Below are 16173 nucleotides of genomic sequence, written 5' to 3'. Positions count from 1 at the left end.
GGTGGGCGTCATGGGGAACCCGACCATCAGTGTTTGGTCAGGTAGCCCGCATCGATCGGCAGGTCGATCCCGGTCACGTACTTCGCGGCGTCGGAAACGAGCCACAACACGGCGTTGGAGATGTCCTGTGGTTCGAGCATCATCACGTCCAGCAGATTCGTGCGGTCGTTATGCTTCCACTTCCGCACCACGTGCGGCAGTACCTTCGACAGGCCTGCCGCCATAGGCGAATTGACCCCCGTCGGGTTCACCGTGTTGACACGGATGTTGTGGTCGGCGAGCTCGAATGCGAGGGTGTCCTTCAGCCCCTGCAGGCCATGCTTCGCGGCGCCGTAGTGCCCCCACGACGGGGAAGCACCCAGCCCGTCGACCGACGAGGTGATCACGATCGATCCGCCGTGGCCACCCTCGATCATCACGGGGACGACAGCCTTGCAGGCCTTCCACGCGCCGGTGAGGTTGACGTCGAGCATCGTCTGCCACGCGTCGTCTGCGATCTCGTTCGTCGACTCGGCGTGATCGTGGATGCCGGCGTTCGCCAGCAGGATGTCGATACGTCCGAACTGAGAGACGGCCAGATCCGCGACAGCCCTCATGTCTGCACTGCTCCGGACATCCGCCTGCATGCCGGCAATCTCGCCACCGGCTTCCTTGACGAGCTGGATCGTCTCCTCGAGATCATCCCGTGTCGCGAGTGCATACTGCACCTCGTCGATCGGCGCCGCGATGTCGCAGACCACGATCTTGGCCCCAGCAGCGGCAAGAGTGAGCGCATGCGAGCGGCCCTGTCCTCGTGCGCCGCCGGTGATGACTGCAACTTTTCCGCCGAGCTCGTAGAGAGAGGTCATCGATTCTCCTGATGTGAAGTGGGTAGTGATATAGGAATTGCCGAACGTACTACCCTGCGCTCTTCGCGCGTTCGTAGTGCTGCGTCGCCTGGCTGATGCCGGTCGCGAAGCGCTCGCTGAAGCCTTCCTTGCGTGCCTGTGTCCAGTGGTAGGAATTCAGCAGCGGTTCGCAGGTGCCCGTGAATCGGGGCATGACGTCGCGCATGAGGATCCGGTACATGCGCGAGGTTGCCTCGATGTCTGCCCAGTCGTGTGCTGTCGCGAGGAAGGTGCCGAATCCACCAGTGCGGTCGATGATCTTCTGGATGTAGTCGATGGCGTCGTTCGCATCGCCGATGCAGCCGTATCCGGACTCGTTGACACGCCGGACCAGTTCCTCGTGCGCGACTTCTTCACCCGGTTCGATCATTTTCATCGGGGTGACGACGTGGCGGTAGTCCATGAAGTCGCGCAGCCCGTACCGGGTGTCTTCGACGGCCTGCTCGAAGGTGTCGGCGATATGGATGTTGCCGACGATCGCCCAATCGTTCCGATCGACGCTCTGCCCGTACACATTCGCCTCGTGGGTGGTGATATCCCAGGTCTGGGCGAGCAACTCGACCGACTTGGCGCTCGTTCCACCAATGGATAGCAGACCGAGCCCGTACTTGCCGGCCAGCTTCGGGCCCGACGGCGACATCGCGGCCGCCACAGTAATCGGTACCCCCGGGTACGAGTAGGGGCCGAGTTGAACCCGCGCGTCCTCGAGAGAAAACCATTCCGTCTTCCGGTCGACAGGCCCCGGCGTATTGAGCAATTCCAGGATGGCGTCGAGGGATTCTTCCATCCGCGGCCGCAACAGGTTGTAGTCCATGCCCATCATCTGCGAATCGGCCACGAGCGCACCCGGCCCGACCCCGATGCGTATGCGCCCACGGGTCATGTGATCCAGAAAGGTGATGCGATCGGCCACCATCAAGGGATGGTGGTAAGGAAGCGATATGACGCCACTGCACAGCTCGATACGCGACGTACGCTGCACAGCTCGATACGCGACGTACGCTGCGCGGCTGCCGCAATCATCAACTCGGGCGAGGGCCCGACCTCGTACCCACCACTGTGATGCTCCCCGAACCACACCTGATGGAATCCGAGCCGATCGAGGTCCTCGACATGGCGGAGGTCCTGTTCGATCGCCATCGTGGGGTTACGCCGAGGGTTGTGGTACGGCGGAAGGAACACTCCACACCGCAGGGGTGCCTTCCTCGAGGCCGGCGCATTATTCACGGCTGACCCGTTATTCCCAGCTTCCGGTTCCATTTCAGATCTCCTGTCGGTCGTTGCGTGCGGCGCCGCAGATGGTGACGATGGCACGTGCCGTCTCGTCTCCACGGTTGTGCCACCGATGCTTGTTGCCGTTGACGACCACCGTGTCGCCGGCGTTCAATTCGATTTCCGCTCCGCTGTCGAGTTCGAGGACGAGCGAGCCCTCGAGAAGCACGTGCACGTCCACGGAATCCGTGCGGTGGAATCCGGGCGCATCGTCGTCCATCTCGACGATTCCGTTGTCACTGTCGCCGATCCGTCCGGGCTCGAGCACCCAGCCGATCACCCAGACGCCACCGGGATCGGGAAATCCGGCCGTTTCGGGCACGTCGCCCGCGTTGGGTACCTCTGGAATGGCGTCGGAACGCCAGATCGGGTCGAGGCCTGCAGCGTCGATTCTCTCGATCGTCTCGTCGGCGACCAGCACGGCTGTACCGTTCTGTTCTGCAGCGATAACGCGGCGAAAGCTCATGTATTGCCTTTCGGTTGATTCGACAAGCCCGGACAGGCCCTTCGTTGCAGTCAGCCCGATACCAGGACGCTCGCGGAGGAGGATTCGACATCAACCGGTCCCCCCGATCCCTTCCTGCGACGCAGAGTGACCGCGAAGCACACCACCAGCACCCCTGCAATGGCCGCTGGGATCGCAGACAACAGGAGAACTGTCGAGCTCGCCATACTCGTGGCGAGCAAAGCCCCACCCAGCGCCGGCGCGAACAGGCCGCCCATCCGGCTGACCCCGAAGGCCCAGCCGATCCCCGTCGCACGTACCGCTGTGGGATATGCCTGCGCTGCGACCGACGTCAGAGCCGCCGCCAGCCCGATCGCGCCGAAGCCGAGGGTGAAGCACAGGGCGCCCACAGCGACGGTCGACCCACCGCCCGTCGAGATCCATGCCAGCAGCGACACCGACGCTATGGTGGCGAGGGGACCGAGAACTGCAGCGGCGACACCGATCCGGGTTCGGTCCATGGCAACGCCCAACACCAGTGCGCCGACGATGCCGCCCAGGGTCGCCAACGATGTCGCGAGTAGTGCAGCACTATCCTGCACCCCGTTGTCGGTGAGAATCGTGGCCAGCCAGCTGAGGACGAAATAGCTACCGAAGAGCGCAAAGAACATCATCGACCAGATGAGGACGGTGAGGGTCGCCCTGCCCCTCACGAAGAGCGCGGCAACACGCGCGCCGACCGGCTGAGGGGGCAGGAGATACTCGGTGTCGGCACTGTGCGGCGTGCGGGTGTCGATCTTGTCCAGAATGCTCGCAACCTTCGTGGTGCGGCCCGCCTTGGCCAGGAACTCGACGGACTCGGGCAGCCAACGCCACGTGCCGACAAGAATGGTGAGAGGAACGATTCCCGCGACCAGGAGGAGCGCCTCCCCGCCGTGCATAGGCACCACCCGTGAAGCGATCAATCCGACGACGAGCCCGCCGACCGCGGTGCCGGAACTCAACACGGTGACGGTGGTCGCCTTCAATCGGGACGGCGAGTATTCGTTACCCAACGCGAACCCGTTCGGCACGGCTGCACCGATCCCGAGCCCTGCAACGAAACGGCACACTGCGAGCGCCAGGACCGATGTAGCGAAGAACGAGGGAAGGGCGGCGAGGCCGAAGACGAGGATTCCGAGGCCCATGATTCGCTTACGCCCGTATCGATCCGCCAGTGGAGCGATCAGAAAGTTCGAGAGAATTTCACCGACCAGGGCAGCCATCACCACAATCGAGAAATCGGCCGGCGGCACACCGTATGAATTCGCAAGGCTCGGAATGGCATAGCCGATCGACAGCACATTGAAACCGTCAGCGAATGCCAGTGCCAAGCAGATGGCGATCACCCGCCACTGGAATCGCGACACGGGAGCACGGTCGATGACCTCCGTGATCCTGACAGATGAAGTCAATTCAGTGATCCTTCTGTGAGATGGGGTCGATCGACCCGTTCCAGATCTTCGACATGACAGGTTTTCCCACAATGCTTTTCGGCTGATCAAGACATGATCGGGGGCCGATGGACACCGAGCCGCGATACACGACTCCCTCATGTACCGCAGTGCTGCGGATCACATGCGACCTAATCTAAATGCTATCGGTTAACCCGTCAAGGACCGTGCACTTCTCCGGACTTGCGAAATATGGTTTTTCAGGAACTGCACGGTTGACCGCAGGTAATCGCTGATCTACCTTCATCGCAAGGCGATCGCCTACTCACCCCAGCCCTCACCCCGCGGCGACAGCACTCGTCCCGGCCTTTCCGGGCCAATGGCCATCCGCGGGGCGCTTTTCGGGCCGCTCCCCTACGCGAAGGATCCCGATGACCACGACACAGCTCGATATTCCGGAACATCTGATCACTGACTTCGATGTGTACGATCCGTCCCTGGCCGTGCCCGCAGACGTGTTCCAGGAGCGCGTCGCCGCGCTGCGCAAGCAAGGGCCGGTCCTCTACTCCCCGCATCACGGGGGGCATTGGGTGGTTACGCGGTACAAAGAAGCGCTTCAGGTACTCCAGGATCCGGAGACGTTCTCGAGCTTTCCGAACAATCTGCTCAATGCCGCGCAGGGCAAGTTCCTTCCGCTCGAACTCGATCCGCCCGAACACAGCTACTACCGGCAGGCGTTGCAACCGCTGTTCAGTCCCAAGCAGATGAAGGCGCTCGAGCCCGAGATCCGGAGAATCATCACCGAGTTGATCGACCAATTCGCCGACAAGGGCGAATGCGAGTTCATCTCGGAGTTCGCACACGAGCTGCCGACTCGGATCTTCCTTGCGCTCATGGGATGGCCGCTGAGCGACGCACCACAATTCACCGAGTGGACCGACATCACCCTTCAGGGCATCCCCGGGGCGAGCGAGGCGGAATCGGCCGAGGCGCGCGCGAAGGCGGCCGGAGAGATTTACGAGTACTTCGGGAAGGTCGTCGCGCGAGTTCGATCCGGTGAAGGCAGTTCCGAGAGCCTTACCGCGCACATCATCAACACCCCGCTCGACGTCGACGGAACACCTCGGCCACTCACCGACGAGGAGCTGAGCCGGATGTTCTTCCTGCTGCTCGTCGCGGGACTGCATACCGTCCAAGGTGCTCTCGCTTGGGGGCTGATTCACCTGTCGCACAATCCCGAGCAGCGGGAGGCGATCATCGACGACCCGACGCTGATTCCGTCGGCAGTGGAGGAGATCCTGCGGATCGAGACCGCCACGAGCAGCGGTCGTCGCGCGACCCGGGATGCCGAGATCGGTGGTGTCTCCATCAAGGCCGGCGATCAACTGTTGGTCGTCATGACGTCGGCCAACCGCGACGACGACGAGTTCGACAGCCCTGAGGAGCTACAGATCGAACGGCACCCCAACCGGCACATCGGGTTCGGCGCCGGCCCGCATCGCTGCCTCGGCTCCCATCTCGCACGGCTCGAGCTGCGACTCGCGATGGAGGAGATCCACAGGAGAATTCCCGACTACGCGCTGGTTCCGGACAACCCCGCGGTCTTCCATTCGTCCCAGGTCCGCGGATGCGAGAAGCTACCGATCACGTTCACTCCGTCGACGCACTGATCCCCCGCGACCCGGAAGCGGGAACGCAGTCCGAACAGTAGAAGGTCCCCGGAGAAAATATCCGGGGACCTTCTCTGCTGTGTCACACCGTGGAGGAGACCGGTGACAGCGCCGGATCGTCCGCGGGCGGTTGCAGCACACCGTCCTGCACGAGCAAATCAATCTCGACTGTGCTCAGACCGAGCATTTCCTCGCAGATTTCCCGTGTCTGCGCACCTGCCAGCGGTGCCTGCCGCAGCGGCCAGTCCGGCAACGCCGCGAAGTGCGCCACCTGCTTCGCCGTCGGAAGCGGCGCCGGAAGCAGCTCGTGTTCGAGCTCGATGTAGGCACCCCGCGCGGTCAGGTGCGGATTGGTCAACAGGTCCGGGAGCCGGATCATCGCGCCGGTCGGTATCCCGGCGGCCTGCAACGTGTCCATCGCTTCGGTCGGCGTGTGCAGCAGCAGCCACTGTGCCAGCACCTCGTCGGCCTCGGCCCGGTGCGCAATTCTGAACTCGGCGGTGGCGAAACGCGGATCGTCGACGAGGTCGGGGCGTCGGAGCACCCCACACAGTGCGACCCAGTCGGCGTCGTCGCGGACGGTGACGACACACCACTCGTCGTCACCCGCGCAGGGGTACACCCCGGAGGGCGCCGAGTACGGATCGGAATTGCCCGGGGCGCTGATCGAGCCCGGCGCGAGGTGTTCGGCGACGAGCTGGTTGCCGAGTTGGACGATCGCGGTGTCGGCTTGAGCGACTTCGATGGCGGCACCGCGTCCAGTCTGCAGCCGGTGGATCAACGTGGCGAGAATGGTGGTGGCGGTGACCTGTCCGGCGATGTGGTCGGGGTAGACGGTCGAGCCGTCACACAGTCCGTCGGAAGCATCGGAGTATCGCCAGAGCGCCGAGACGCCGCAGGCTGCCCGAACCAACGGCCCGTAGCCCAGTCGCTTGTTCCACGGGCCGACACTGCCGAAGGCGCTGCTCTCCGACACGATGATGCGCGGATTGATCGCAGCGAGCTCGTCATACGACAGACCCATCGAAGCAAGGGTGCCGGGCTTGAAATTGGCGAGCACGATGTCCGCTTCCTCAGCCAGGCGCTTGAAGATGCGGATACCTTCGGGGCTGCGCAGGTTGATCCCGAGGCTGCGGCGATTGCGATGGCCCCAGGCGACGGATGCCGCGAGCGCAGCGCCGCGCTTGGATTGGCGCAGCCCGTCGGGGAACTGAGAGTTCTCGATCTTGATGACATCGGCACCGTTGTCCGCGAACTGGCGGCCGAGCTCGGCACCGAACACCACGACACCCATATCGAGGACCCGAAGTCCCTCGAACGGACGTGCACCCGGCTCGCGCTGCGGTACGGGAATCGAAACGCGAGTGTCGGCCCCGGCCGAGCGGAGAACCAGCTCGTTGTGCTCCCCGAGCTGCGGTGCACGGGAGCGTACACCGGCGCGTTCGCCGTTGATCTTCGCGTAACCGGACGGGACCCGAGCGGTGACTCCGGGAGCGATTTCGGCGTCGACGAACGTACCGGACGCATCGAAGTGCTCGGTGGTCAATACCTCGGCCACGGTGTTGAGGCCGCCGATCGGAATTCCGCGGGCAGCACCTTCCGCGACGAGGTCGTCGCGGGTGTACGTGCTGAACAGCTGCTCGATGAGCGGGTTGAGCCGCTCGGATGCGGCGAATCGGGCGGGAATGGTGTCGTACTTCGGATCCGCGAATTCTTCCGGCCGACTCAACCATTCGTACATCGCTTGCCACTGACGCTTCGCGAGCAGGCAGATTCGCACCTGCCCGTCGCCACATCGATACACCGGGTAGAAATTGGCCGCATCAGGTCGGCCACGGGGGAAGTCCTCGGATCGACCCGCGGCAGCGGAGCCCTGCACACCGAATCCGGGGTCGAAACCGTGCACGATGACCTCGAACGCGGAGATGTCGACGAGCTGCCCGAGGCCGGTATGCAACCGGTCGTAGTAGGCGAGCAGTGCGGACCATGCCGTATGCACACCCACCGATTCGTCGATCAGCCCGTTCGGCGGCAGGAGCGGGGCCTCTCCCGGCTCACCGGAGCGCGAGAGCACACCGCTCAGCGCGTAGAGGACCTGCTCGGTCGCCGCCCAGTCGCGATATGGACCGTTCTGACCGAAACCGGTGATCGACACGGCCACGAGCGCGGGATTGACGCGGCACAGATCTGCAGCTCCCACCCCACGCCGGGCCAGAAAGCCCGGCGGGAACGACTCCAGGAGAATGTCCGAGCGCTGTGCCAGCAAGCGCAGCCGTTCCCGGTCGTCGTCCGCGTCGAGGTCGAGCACGATGCCGCGCTTGTTGGCGTTGCGCATTGCGAACGGGATGCTCACACCGTCCCGTATCGGCTGGGCCGTGCGCGAGGCCGATCCTCCCGGAAGTTCGACGCGGACGACCTCGGCGCCGAGGTCGGCGAGAAACCGCCCCGCCGTGTCCCCGAATCCGTCCGTCAGCTCCAATACCCGGACACCCTGCAGAGGTAGTGCCATCATGTGCTCCAAAGTGTGTGCTCGTCGCGGAATATGGTCAGCGAGTTCCGAAGTACACCGACTTCGAGGTGAAGTACGGTGCCAGTCCCTCCGGGCCGAGCTCGCGGCCCAGCCCCGACGATTTGACGCCACCGAACGGCGCGTCGAGATCGAGGGCGTAGTAGTTCACTCCCACCGTGCCGCTGTGGATTCGAGCCGCCAGATCCAGACCGTGCTGCTCGTCCGTGGTCCAGACCGTGCCACCGAGACCGTATTCGGAGTCGTTGGCGATGGCGACGGCCTCGTCTTCACCGTCGTACGCGGTGATGGTCAGCACCGGGCCGAAGATCTCTTCCTGCGCGATCCGCGCGGAATTGTCTACGCCGGCAAACACGGTCGGCTCGACGAACCACCCCTGCGGCTGCGTGACGGGCGTTCCGCCGCCAACGGTGATGCGATAGCCGTCGGCACGGCCGGCCTCGATGTAGCCGAGGACGCGGTCGCGCTGCGCGGCCGAGACGAGCGGACCGATCTCGGTGGCCTTGTCGAGCGGATCGCCGACGGTCAGTGCCCGCACGGTCTCGGTGACGGCGTCGACGACCTCGTCGTATCGTGAGCGGGGGGCGAGGATCCGGGTGCTCGCGTGGCAGGTCTGACCGTTGTTCACCAGCGACACCTCGAGCAAATTCTCAACGAACACGTCGAGATCGGCGCGCTCGGTGACGATCGCCGCGGACTTGCCGCCGAGTTCGAGAGTAACCGGACGCAGCAACCGGCCACACACTTCACCGATGGCGCGACCGGCCGCGGTGGATCCGGTGAACGCCACCTTGTCGACTCCCGGATGGGAAACCAGATAGGCGCCGGCGTCCCGGCCGGCCGGCACAACGTTGACCACGCCGTCGGGTAGACCGGCCTCGACCGCAGCCTCGGCGAACGCGAACGCGTCGAGCGCCGTCTCGGGGGCAGGCTTGAGCACCACCGTGCACCCCGCCGCCAGCGCGGGGGCGAGTTTCATCGCCGCAAGCGGTTGCGGGTAGTTCCACGGCGTGATGGCCGCGACCACACCCACCGGCTCGCGGCGCACGACGGTGCGGCCACCGAAGGCGCTCGGCCGCACATCCTCGTTGGCCGCATCGCGAATCAGAGCTGCGTAGTACGAAATCATGGCTGCGGGGCCGAAACCGTTGACACCGCCCGAAAGTGCGATCGGCATACCGTTCTCCCGGCTCACCAGCCGGGACGTGTCCCGACCACGTGACTTGAGGGCGGCAGCGAACTTGTCGAGCAGATCGGCCCGCTCGATGTTGGTCAGCGCACTCCACTGACCGCTCAGTGCGGTGCGCGCGGCCGCGACGGCCGCATCGATGTCGACTTCGGACGCCATCGCGGAGGTGCCCAGTACCTTCTCGGTGGCTGCCTCGATGACATCGATGGTGCCTCCGGACTTCGGTGCCACCCATCGGCCACCGATGAACAGCTCGTTCCTGTCCGTGGCGTTGTCACCGCGTGTCGTGTCACGGTCGTTCATGTCATGCCTTTCGGAAAGGGCGGTCACAGGGTCTCTTCGTGGCCGAACAGCACCGAACTCACCAGCGGTGCCATCGGGCCGCCGATGAACAGCGACGTCTTCGCGCCGTCCACCGGGTTGGTCGAGGTGCCGCGAATCTGCCTGACCGCCTCGACCGCCAGATTCAGGCCGTTGATGAACGAATCGGCGAGGTTGCCACCGCTGGTGTTGACGGGCAGCTTGCCGTTCGGCGCAGTGAGGTTCTCGACGGTCATAAATGTGCCGGCAGCCTCGCCCGGCGGGCACAGACCGTGATCGATCAGCGCCGCCACGGCGGGGCCACTGAAGTTTTCGTACACCTGGACCACGTCCACGTCGTCCGGCCCGAGACCGGCTGCGGACCAGAGCCTTTCGGCGACACCGGGCTTGCCGTTGTTGGCCGGGCCGAATCCCGCGCTCATGTACTGCTCGTCGAGATCGTTGTCGATCAGTTCCGAGTATCCGCCCGGTGCACCTTGCGCGCCCGCGAGGAGATACGCCGGGTCCGGTCGCAGGGTCTTGGCGCGCTCGGCCGAGACGAGCACCAGCGCGACCGCGCCATCGCTTTCCCGGGAGCAGTCGAACAGGTGGAAAGGCTCGGCGATCAACCGTGAGTTTTCGTAGGCCTCCTCGTCGAGGGGCCGTCCATAGCCCTGCGCGGTGGGGTTGTTCTGCGCGTGCTGATACGACGCGAGGACGAGAGAACGCATGGCCGTGCGCGGCACTCCGCCGTGCTCGAGCATCCGTTGGGTGCGCATCGCGCAAATCTGTGCGGGCGAGCCGATGCCGTGGGCGAGGAAGTGACTGCCGTAGTGGTACTTCGCGTATCCGAGCCGGCCCGTATCCGCCTGCGACATCGCGCGATACACCACGACACAGTCTGCCTGGCCGGTGGCGATCGCAGTGGCCGCATTCGTGATGGCAGCTGCGACGCTGCCGCCGCCCCCGCCCCACATCATGTTCGACCAACGAAGTTCGTCGATCAGCAATGCGCCGCCGATGATGGCACCATCGTTGGCGCCACCCGCGTAAGAGACGAAGCCGTCGATCTCGCGGGGGCTGATACCCGCGTCGGCGCACGCTTGGAGGATGACCTCGAGGGTCATGCGCTTCTCGCTGTGCGGGGCTTCACCGCGCTTGTAGTGCTGTTCGGCGACGCCGACGACTGCCGCCGCGCCGCGCATGATGTTGGCGCTCATCCTTTTTCTCCTTCTGCGGTCGCGGCGCGACGCCAGCGCAGCAACGGCCAGGGGGCACCCTCGGAGTGTTCGAAGACTCCGACCACCCGGTCGCCGATCTCGGGGTTCGTTTCGATGTCGTCGGCGAGTATGCCCAGCACCCGCCGGCCGTCGGCGTGTGGCAGTTCCACCAGCACCGTCACGTACGGCAGCCGGTCGGCGTATTCGTCCATGTAGGGGTACCAGCTGCGGTTCCAGCTGTAGACGGTGCCGGACGGTTCGACGGTTTCCCATCCGAGGTCGAAGCTGTGGCAGTGACCACAGATGGCCTGCGGACCCCAGATCCAGGTGCTGCATTCGTTGCAGCGCTGAAGGCGCAGCTCATCGACGCGCAGGCCGTCCCAGTACGGTCGATCGAGTCCGTCGGGTGTGGGGCCCCACGGTTCCGCGACGGGCTCTGTTGCGGTCATGCGTGTGCCTCCGAGCCGGTAGGGAAGTTCTCGAGCGCCGCCGCGAGCCAGCGTCCGTCGTGCCGTTCCCAGATCGAGCGCAGCCCGATCGACCGGTCACCCATGTCATAGACGGTTTCGCCGACCATTCGGTCGCCCTCGGCGCGCACATCCTTGATCTCGAAGCCTTGCGCGGCCTCCCGGGGGGTGTCGACTCCGTCGAAGACCTGCGGAATGTTCTCTTGCACCATGTCGGCGAAAGCGGCCTTCATGTTTCCGGCCACAACGTGGCCGACATGCTGTTCGTACAGTGCGCGAAAGTCTTCGACAGACATCTGGAATCTCCTCGATCTCGTGACACGAGCATGCCGTGTCCGTCAGTGCATTAACCTTATGACATTAGGTAAAAGGGCGTCAAGGTCACGCGAAGCGGAAGTGCCCCTCTTCCGAGACCGAGACGTGCTGACCGGCAACGTCGACCTCGGTGAGGGTGACGAGATCCTCGGCGTCCGTGGTGACCGCAAGGGTCCGCTCCCCCGTCGCGGTTCGAGCCGCGAGGAAACCGCGCTCCGGGGAGCCGTCGCGGCCGTACACCACAGTCCACGATTCCGCCGACGCCCTGCCCGCGTAGGACACCAGCGCTCTCGTCGTGCGCTGCGCATCGACCTCGGCCTGCACGTCCAGACGCTTGAACCCGCCGACGGGAGGTTCGGTCCGGTACACGCCCATGGCGTGCTTGGTGAGGTAACCACTGTTGGCGGTCACCAAACCGTACGATCCCGGAGATTCGCGCAGCCGCGTCGCCATCGTCGCAATCGAGTGGCTGACATAGTTGTTCCACGGCCCACCGCCGAACGTCAGGCCACCGGTCACCGTCAGAGGCCGGCCGGGATCATCGAGCGCGAGCCCCAACTCCTTCGCCGCGACCTGCACCGCCGAGGGGAAGCACGAGTACACGTCGACGTACGCAACCTCGTCCAGTCCGATACCGGCGAGGTCGAGGACCCGCGCCCCGGCGATGCGTATTGCCGGGGAGCCGTCGAGCGCCTCACGTTCGGCGATCGCGTACGTATCGTGCGACTCGGTGCCGGATTGCGGAAACACCCAATTTTCCTGCGGGATACCAAGTCGTGTCGCGGTCTCGACCGAGCACATCAGCAGCACCGCGCTCTGATCGACCATGTTGTTCGAATTGAGCAGCTTGGTATAGGGCGTGGAGATCATCCGGTTGTCGGGCGACGGCGTCGAGATCTCCGCAGCGGTGTATTCGCGCTGCACCCACGCGTTCGGATTCGTCGCCGCGATCTTGCTGAACCGCGACCACAACCCGCCGACGACCTCCCGATGCTCCTCGAGTGAACGTCCCGCCGATACCCGCAGCGCCTGTTCGAACAGCGGATAGACATACGAGGGCCGATCCAGACCGATGCGGCGTTCACTCTCTGCGGCCATCGGCACGTCCGTGACCAGGATGTCAGCGGCGGGTACCGACTCGTCCTGCACCGTCCAGTCGGGGCGCAGCTTCTGTGCTCGCAACTTGGTGCGGGTCCGCCACGATTCGGCGCCGCCGATGAGCACGACATCGGATCGCCCGGCAGCGATGTCCTCGGCAGCCCCGTTGACGAGCACCTGCGGCGTGCTTCCGCCGTTACCGGAGTAACCGGTGTGTCGCACGGCCGCGCCGATCCGCGCACCCACGAGCGCGCCCGGATCCGGGTAACGCCAGGACAGCAGCCCGACCACCCGGACCGAGTCGACAAGTTCGAGCAGGCGCGTCGATCCCGCGTCGGCAGCGGCTGTCCGCGCGGCGCGCACCATAAGATCGACGGGCTCCACGCCGCCCTGGCGTTCGCGGGTCTGGCCGGTACCGACCAGGACCGGGGTTCGCGGGTCCAGGTTCGTTCTCGACTGCAGGGTCACGACTGCACCGCCGCGAGGATGCGCTCACGGTTCTCCGGCTTGGGCCACCCACCGAGAATGAGTGTGGTCAGACACGTGTTCTTCCACTTGGTTTCGATCTCTTCGATGATCTTGTCCGCGGGACCGATCAGCGCGACATCCTCGACCATCGCGGTGGGGACGGCCTGGGCCGCAAGGTCAGGCCGCCCGCTCAGGTACAGCTCCTGGATTTCGGCGCAGACCTCGCCCCAACCCATGCGCGCAAACACGTCGTTGTGGAAATTGGCGCCCTTGGCGCCCATACCGCCGGCGTACAACGCGACCGTCGGCTTGAGCCGGGAGGCGGCCTTTTCCACGTCGTCGTTCTCGACGAGCCAGCACACGTTCGCGATCTCGAAGTCCTCGGCGGTGCGGCGTGCTCCGTCCCGTGCGAAGCCTTCGGCCAGTGCCGTGCGGTAGAACTCGTCGCTCTTGGGCGAGAACCACAGCGGCGTCCAGCCATCAGCGATTTCGGCGGCCAACGCCACGTTCTTCGGGCCCTCGGCGCCCATATAGACAGGGATATCTTCCCGCAGGGGATGGACGATCGACTTCAGTGGCTTACCCAAGCCGGAACCGCCCTGGACAGGCAGCTGGTAATGCCGCCCGGAGTAGGTCACCGGCTTCTCGCGCACCCACACCTGCCGCATGATCTCGATGTACTCGCGGGTGCGTTCGAGGGGCCGCGGGTAGGGCTGCCCGTACCAGCCCTCGACGACCTGCGGTCCGGACGCACCGATGCCGATGATCACGCGACCACCGCTGAGATGATCGAGGGTCAGCGCGGCCATCGCCAGCGCCGTCGGGGTGCGCGCCGACATCTGGCACACCGAAGTACCGAGCTTGATCGTCGAGGTCTGCGCTCCCCACCACGCGAGCGGTGTCAGTGCGTCGGAGCCGTACGTCTCGGCGGTCCAGAAACTGTCGACGCCGAGGACTTCGGCCTCGGCGAGCATCCGTTCGACATCGCGGGGCGGGCCCGATCCCCAATACCCTGCGGCGATTCCCACTCTCATACTTTTACTCACTGCTTCCCTGTGTGCCGTCGAATCGGTCGGATTGTGGTCAGTGGTTCTGGAACTCGGGCGGGCGCTTTTCGAGGAACGAGACGACGGCCTCCCTGTGATCGCGCGTCAGCGAGCAGAGGATCTGGGTGCGGTTTTCGAGGTCGATTGCGGCGCGCATGCTGGGAACCTCCAGGTTCGACCACATGACTTCCTTGGTCATCCACACCCCGAACGGACTGTTCTGCGCGATGGCCTCGGCGGTCTCCAGTGCCACCTCGAGCACCGTGTCGGCGGGTTCGACGGACGAGGCGAGACCGATGCGTTCGGCCTCCGCGGCGTCGATGGACCGGCCCGTGAGCATGATCTGCGCCGCCCGGGAGAAGCCGATCATGCGGGGCAGGAGCCAGCTCATTCCGATGTCGCAGTTCGAGAGGCCTCGGCGGATGAACGCGGCGTGCAGTACCGCCGTCTCGGACATGATGCGAATGTCCGCCATGAGGGCCAGCGACATGCCGCCGCCGGCTGCCGCGCCGTTGACGGCCGCGATGATCGGCGCGCGGGTGCTGCGGAATGCATCGACGAGGCCGGCGATGTGCTTCTGCACCCGCAGTCCGAGTTGGGCCCGGCCCTCACCCTCGGTTGCGCCCCGCGGTGTGCCGTATCCGCGAAGATCGAGACCTGCACAGAAGGCACGACCTTCACCGGTGAGCACGATCGCGCGGGTGAGCGAATCATCGCGCACGTCGGCGAGAACCTCGTGCAACTCCTCGATGAGGTCGACGTTCATGGCATTCAGTTCGTCCGGGCGATTGAGCCGGATCAGCAGAATGCCCGGCCGCGGCCGCTCGGTCAAGATCAGTTTCGCGTCGGACATAGTGCTCTCCCAGGGACGAGGTACTCGACAGACGCAGACTAATGGTTTTAGATTAAAAGCTCAAGGAACCGAGCCCGGAACACAACCGAAGGAGTCCACGATGACGAACCTCGACGGCAAGGTCGCCGTGGTGACAGGAGCCGCGAGCGGAATCGGCGCAGCCACCGCCCGCGCGTTCGCCGAACGCGGAGCCCGGGTCGTCGTGGCCGACATCGACGACCCGCGGGGCCAGGCCGTCGCCGTCGGTCTCGGCGACCGTGGCGCCTACCTGCACACCGATGTACGCACCGAGGCCGACATCGAGGCCGCGGTCGCAGTGGCCGTCGATCGGTTCGGCCGGCTCGACTGCATGGTCAACAACGCCGGCCGGGTGGGCGCGTGGACCTTCCTCGAGGACACATCGCTCGACGAGTGGGAGGACGGGTTCGCGATGCTCGCTCGCAGTGCGTTTCTCGGGACCAAGCATGCCGCGCGAGTGATGCGCAATCAGGGGTCGGGCAGCATCGTCAATGTGTCGAGCGTGGCAGGCGTGCGCACCGGATTCGGACCACACCCGTATAGCGCCGCGAAAGCCGCAGTGCTGCAACTGACCCGGACCGCCGCGGTGGAGCTTGCCGAATACCGGATCCGGGTCAACGCACTGATCCCCGGAGGTGTCGCCACCCGCATCGTCGGCCACGGCGCCGGCCTCGAGGACGACGCACTCGATCGCAGCGTCGATTCCGTGCGGCGCAGCCTGACGAACTTCCAGCCCATTCCCCGCGCCGGTGAGCCGGAAGACCTCGCGCACGCCGCCGCCTACCTCGCCTCCGACGACTCCACGTTCGTCACCGGACAGTCCCTCGGGGTCGACGGAGGGTTGACACTGGGCAAGAAGTGGCCGTCCAACTACCGGGACGAGGCGAAGGCTGCGTCCACGCTGCGATAGACAATTCTAAAGTCAATAGTTTAATGTGGTCTGCGTCACTCCATGATTCGGGCTT

15 protein-coding genes are annotated in these 16173 nt (G+C 65.1%); 2 read left to right on the top strand and 13 right to left on the bottom strand.

The features are described 5' to 3' along the window. Window positions 1–26: 26 nt before the first annotated feature. The 5 genes from QM693_RS09195 to QM693_RS09175 all read right to left on the bottom strand — a co-directional run bounded on the left by QM693_RS09195 (window position 27) and on the right by QM693_RS09175 (window position 4058). Window positions 27–848 (bottom strand): mycofactocin-coupled SDR family oxidoreductase, encoded by an 822-nt coding sequence (locus tag QM693_RS09195; protein ID WP_283352091.1) that lies wholly within the window; start codon window positions 846–848, stop codon window positions 27–29. A 49-nt stretch (window positions 849–897) separates the two neighbouring features. Next, entirely contained in the window at window positions 898–1869 is a 972-nt protein-coding gene (locus QM693_RS09190; protein WP_283352090.1) for an LLM class flavin-dependent oxidoreductase, read from the bottom strand. Further along, window positions 1803–2027: an LLM class flavin-dependent oxidoreductase gene (locus QM693_RS09185; RefSeq protein ID WP_283352089.1), complete on the bottom strand. Its 225-nt coding sequence runs from the start codon at window positions 2025–2027 to the stop codon at window positions 1803–1805. The genes QM693_RS09190 and QM693_RS09185 overlap by 67 nt, the downstream gene beginning before the upstream one ends. Window positions 2028–2148: 121 nt before the next feature. Then, on the bottom strand, window positions 2149–2580 hold the full coding sequence (locus tag QM693_RS09180; protein ID WP_283352088.1) for a cupin domain-containing protein: 432 nt from the start codon (window positions 2578–2580) through the stop codon (window positions 2149–2151). A 95-nt stretch (window positions 2581–2675) separates the two neighbouring features. Next, a complete protein-coding gene (locus QM693_RS09175; protein ID WP_283352087.1) occupies window positions 2676–4058 on the bottom strand; it encodes an MFS transporter in 1383 nt (460 codons plus the stop codon). A 410-nt stretch (window positions 4059–4468) separates the two neighbouring features. Between QM693_RS09175 and QM693_RS09170 the strand changes: the two genes are divergently transcribed. Beyond that, the gene (locus QM693_RS09170; protein ID WP_283352086.1) at window positions 4469–5707 is read left to right on the top strand and encodes a cytochrome P450; all 1239 of its coding nucleotides are present in this window, start codon (window positions 4469–4471) and stop codon (window positions 5705–5707) included. A gap of 82 nt (window positions 5708–5789) precedes the next feature. Here the strand turns inward: QM693_RS09170 and QM693_RS09165 are convergent, their stop codons facing one another. The 8 genes from QM693_RS09165 to QM693_RS09130 form a co-directional block, all read right to left on the bottom strand. Then, window positions 5790–8219 (bottom strand): CaiB/BaiF CoA transferase family protein, encoded by a 2430-nt coding sequence (locus QM693_RS09165; RefSeq protein ID WP_283352085.1) that lies wholly within the window; start codon window positions 8217–8219, stop codon window positions 5790–5792. Between the two features lie 34 nt (window positions 8220–8253). Continuing rightward, on the bottom strand, window positions 8254–9726 hold the full coding sequence (locus QM693_RS09160) for an aldehyde dehydrogenase (protein ID WP_283352084.1): 1473 nt from the start codon (window positions 9724–9726) through the stop codon (window positions 8254–8256). A 23-nt stretch (window positions 9727–9749) separates the two neighbouring features. Beyond that, on the bottom strand, window positions 9750–10943 hold the full coding sequence (locus QM693_RS09155) for a thiolase C-terminal domain-containing protein (protein ID WP_283352083.1): 1194 nt from the start codon (window positions 10941–10943) through the stop codon (window positions 9750–9752). After that, entirely contained in the window at window positions 10940–11392 is a 453-nt protein-coding gene (locus QM693_RS09150) for a Zn-ribbon domain-containing OB-fold protein (protein WP_159923828.1), read from the bottom strand. The genes QM693_RS09155 and QM693_RS09150 overlap by 4 nt, the downstream gene beginning before the upstream one ends. Then, complete coding sequence (locus QM693_RS09145; RefSeq protein WP_283352082.1) at window positions 11389–11706, bottom strand: hypothetical protein; 318 nt, start codon at window positions 11704–11706, stop codon at window positions 11389–11391. Before QM693_RS09145 ends, QM693_RS09150 begins: the two co-directional genes overlap by 4 nt. 85 nt (window positions 11707–11791) lie before the next feature. After that, on the bottom strand, window positions 11792–13291 hold the full coding sequence (locus tag QM693_RS09140; protein WP_283352081.1) for an acetyl-CoA acetyltransferase: 1500 nt from the start codon (window positions 13289–13291) through the stop codon (window positions 11792–11794). Next, the gene (locus QM693_RS09135; protein ID WP_283352080.1) at window positions 13288–14325 is read right to left on the bottom strand and encodes an LLM class F420-dependent oxidoreductase; all 1038 of its coding nucleotides are present in this window, start codon (window positions 14323–14325) and stop codon (window positions 13288–13290) included. Before QM693_RS09135 ends, QM693_RS09140 begins: the two co-directional genes overlap by 4 nt. Before the next feature lie 49 nt (window positions 14326–14374). Next, entirely contained in the window at window positions 14375–15190 is an 816-nt protein-coding gene (locus tag QM693_RS09130; RefSeq protein ID WP_283352079.1) for an enoyl-CoA hydratase/isomerase family protein, read from the bottom strand. 100 nt (window positions 15191–15290) lie between these two features. On the opposite strand from QM693_RS09130, the gene QM693_RS09125 reads away from it, so the two are divergent. Then, a complete protein-coding gene (locus QM693_RS09125; protein WP_283352078.1) occupies window positions 15291–16118 on the top strand; it encodes an SDR family oxidoreductase in 828 nt (275 codons plus the stop codon). Window positions 16119–16173 lie beyond the last annotated feature (55 nt).

This window comes from Rhodococcus sp. IEGM 1305, from assembly GCF_030058635.1.
GTDB lineage: Bacteria > Actinomycetota > Actinomycetes > Mycobacteriales > Mycobacteriaceae > Rhodococcus_F > Rhodococcus_F opacus_D.
Note: the sequence above shows the minus strand (reverse complement) of the source record. Positions and strands in the feature narration are given on the sequence as shown.

What these genes read in the sequence shown, in the direction of transcription:
- QM693_RS09195 (WP_283352091.1), bottom strand. Translation starts at nt 848, where the DNA reads ATGACCTCTCTCTACGAGCTCGGCGGAAAAGTTGCAGTCATCACCGGC.
- QM693_RS09185 (WP_283352089.1), bottom strand. Translation starts at nt 2,027, where the DNA reads ATGGCGATCGAACAGGACCTCCGCCATGTCGAGGACCTCGATCGGCTC.
- QM693_RS09170 (WP_283352086.1), top strand. Translation starts at nt 4,469, where the DNA reads ATGACCACGACACAGCTCGATATTCCGGAACATCTGATCACTGACTTC.
- QM693_RS09165 (WP_283352085.1), bottom strand. Translation starts at nt 8,219, where the DNA reads ATGATGGCACTACCTCTGCAGGGTGTCCGGGTATTGGAGCTGACGGAC.
- QM693_RS09160 (WP_283352084.1), bottom strand. Translation starts at nt 9,726, where the DNA reads ATGAACGACCGTGACACGACACGCGGTGACAACGCCACGGACAGGAAC.
- QM693_RS09155 (WP_283352083.1), bottom strand. Translation starts at nt 10,943, where the DNA reads ATGAGCGCCAACATCATGCGCGGCGCGGCGGCAGTCGTCGGCGTCGCC.
- QM693_RS09150 (WP_159923828.1), bottom strand. Translation starts at nt 11,392, where the DNA reads ATGACCGCAACAGAGCCCGTCGCGGAACCGTGGGGCCCCACACCCGAC.
- QM693_RS09145 (WP_283352082.1), bottom strand. Translation starts at nt 11,706, where the DNA reads ATGTCTGTCGAAGACTTTCGCGCACTGTACGAACAGCATGTCGGCCAC.
- QM693_RS09135 (WP_283352080.1), bottom strand. Translation starts at nt 14,325, where the DNA reads ATGAGAGTGGGAATCGCCGCAGGGTATTGGGGATCGGGCCCGCCCCGC.
- QM693_RS09130 (WP_283352079.1), bottom strand. Translation starts at nt 15,190, where the DNA reads ATGTCCGACGCGAAACTGATCTTGACCGAGCGGCCGCGGCCGGGCATT.
- QM693_RS09125 (WP_283352078.1), top strand. Translation starts at nt 15,291, where the DNA reads ATGACGAACCTCGACGGCAAGGTCGCCGTGGTGACAGGAGCCGCGAGC.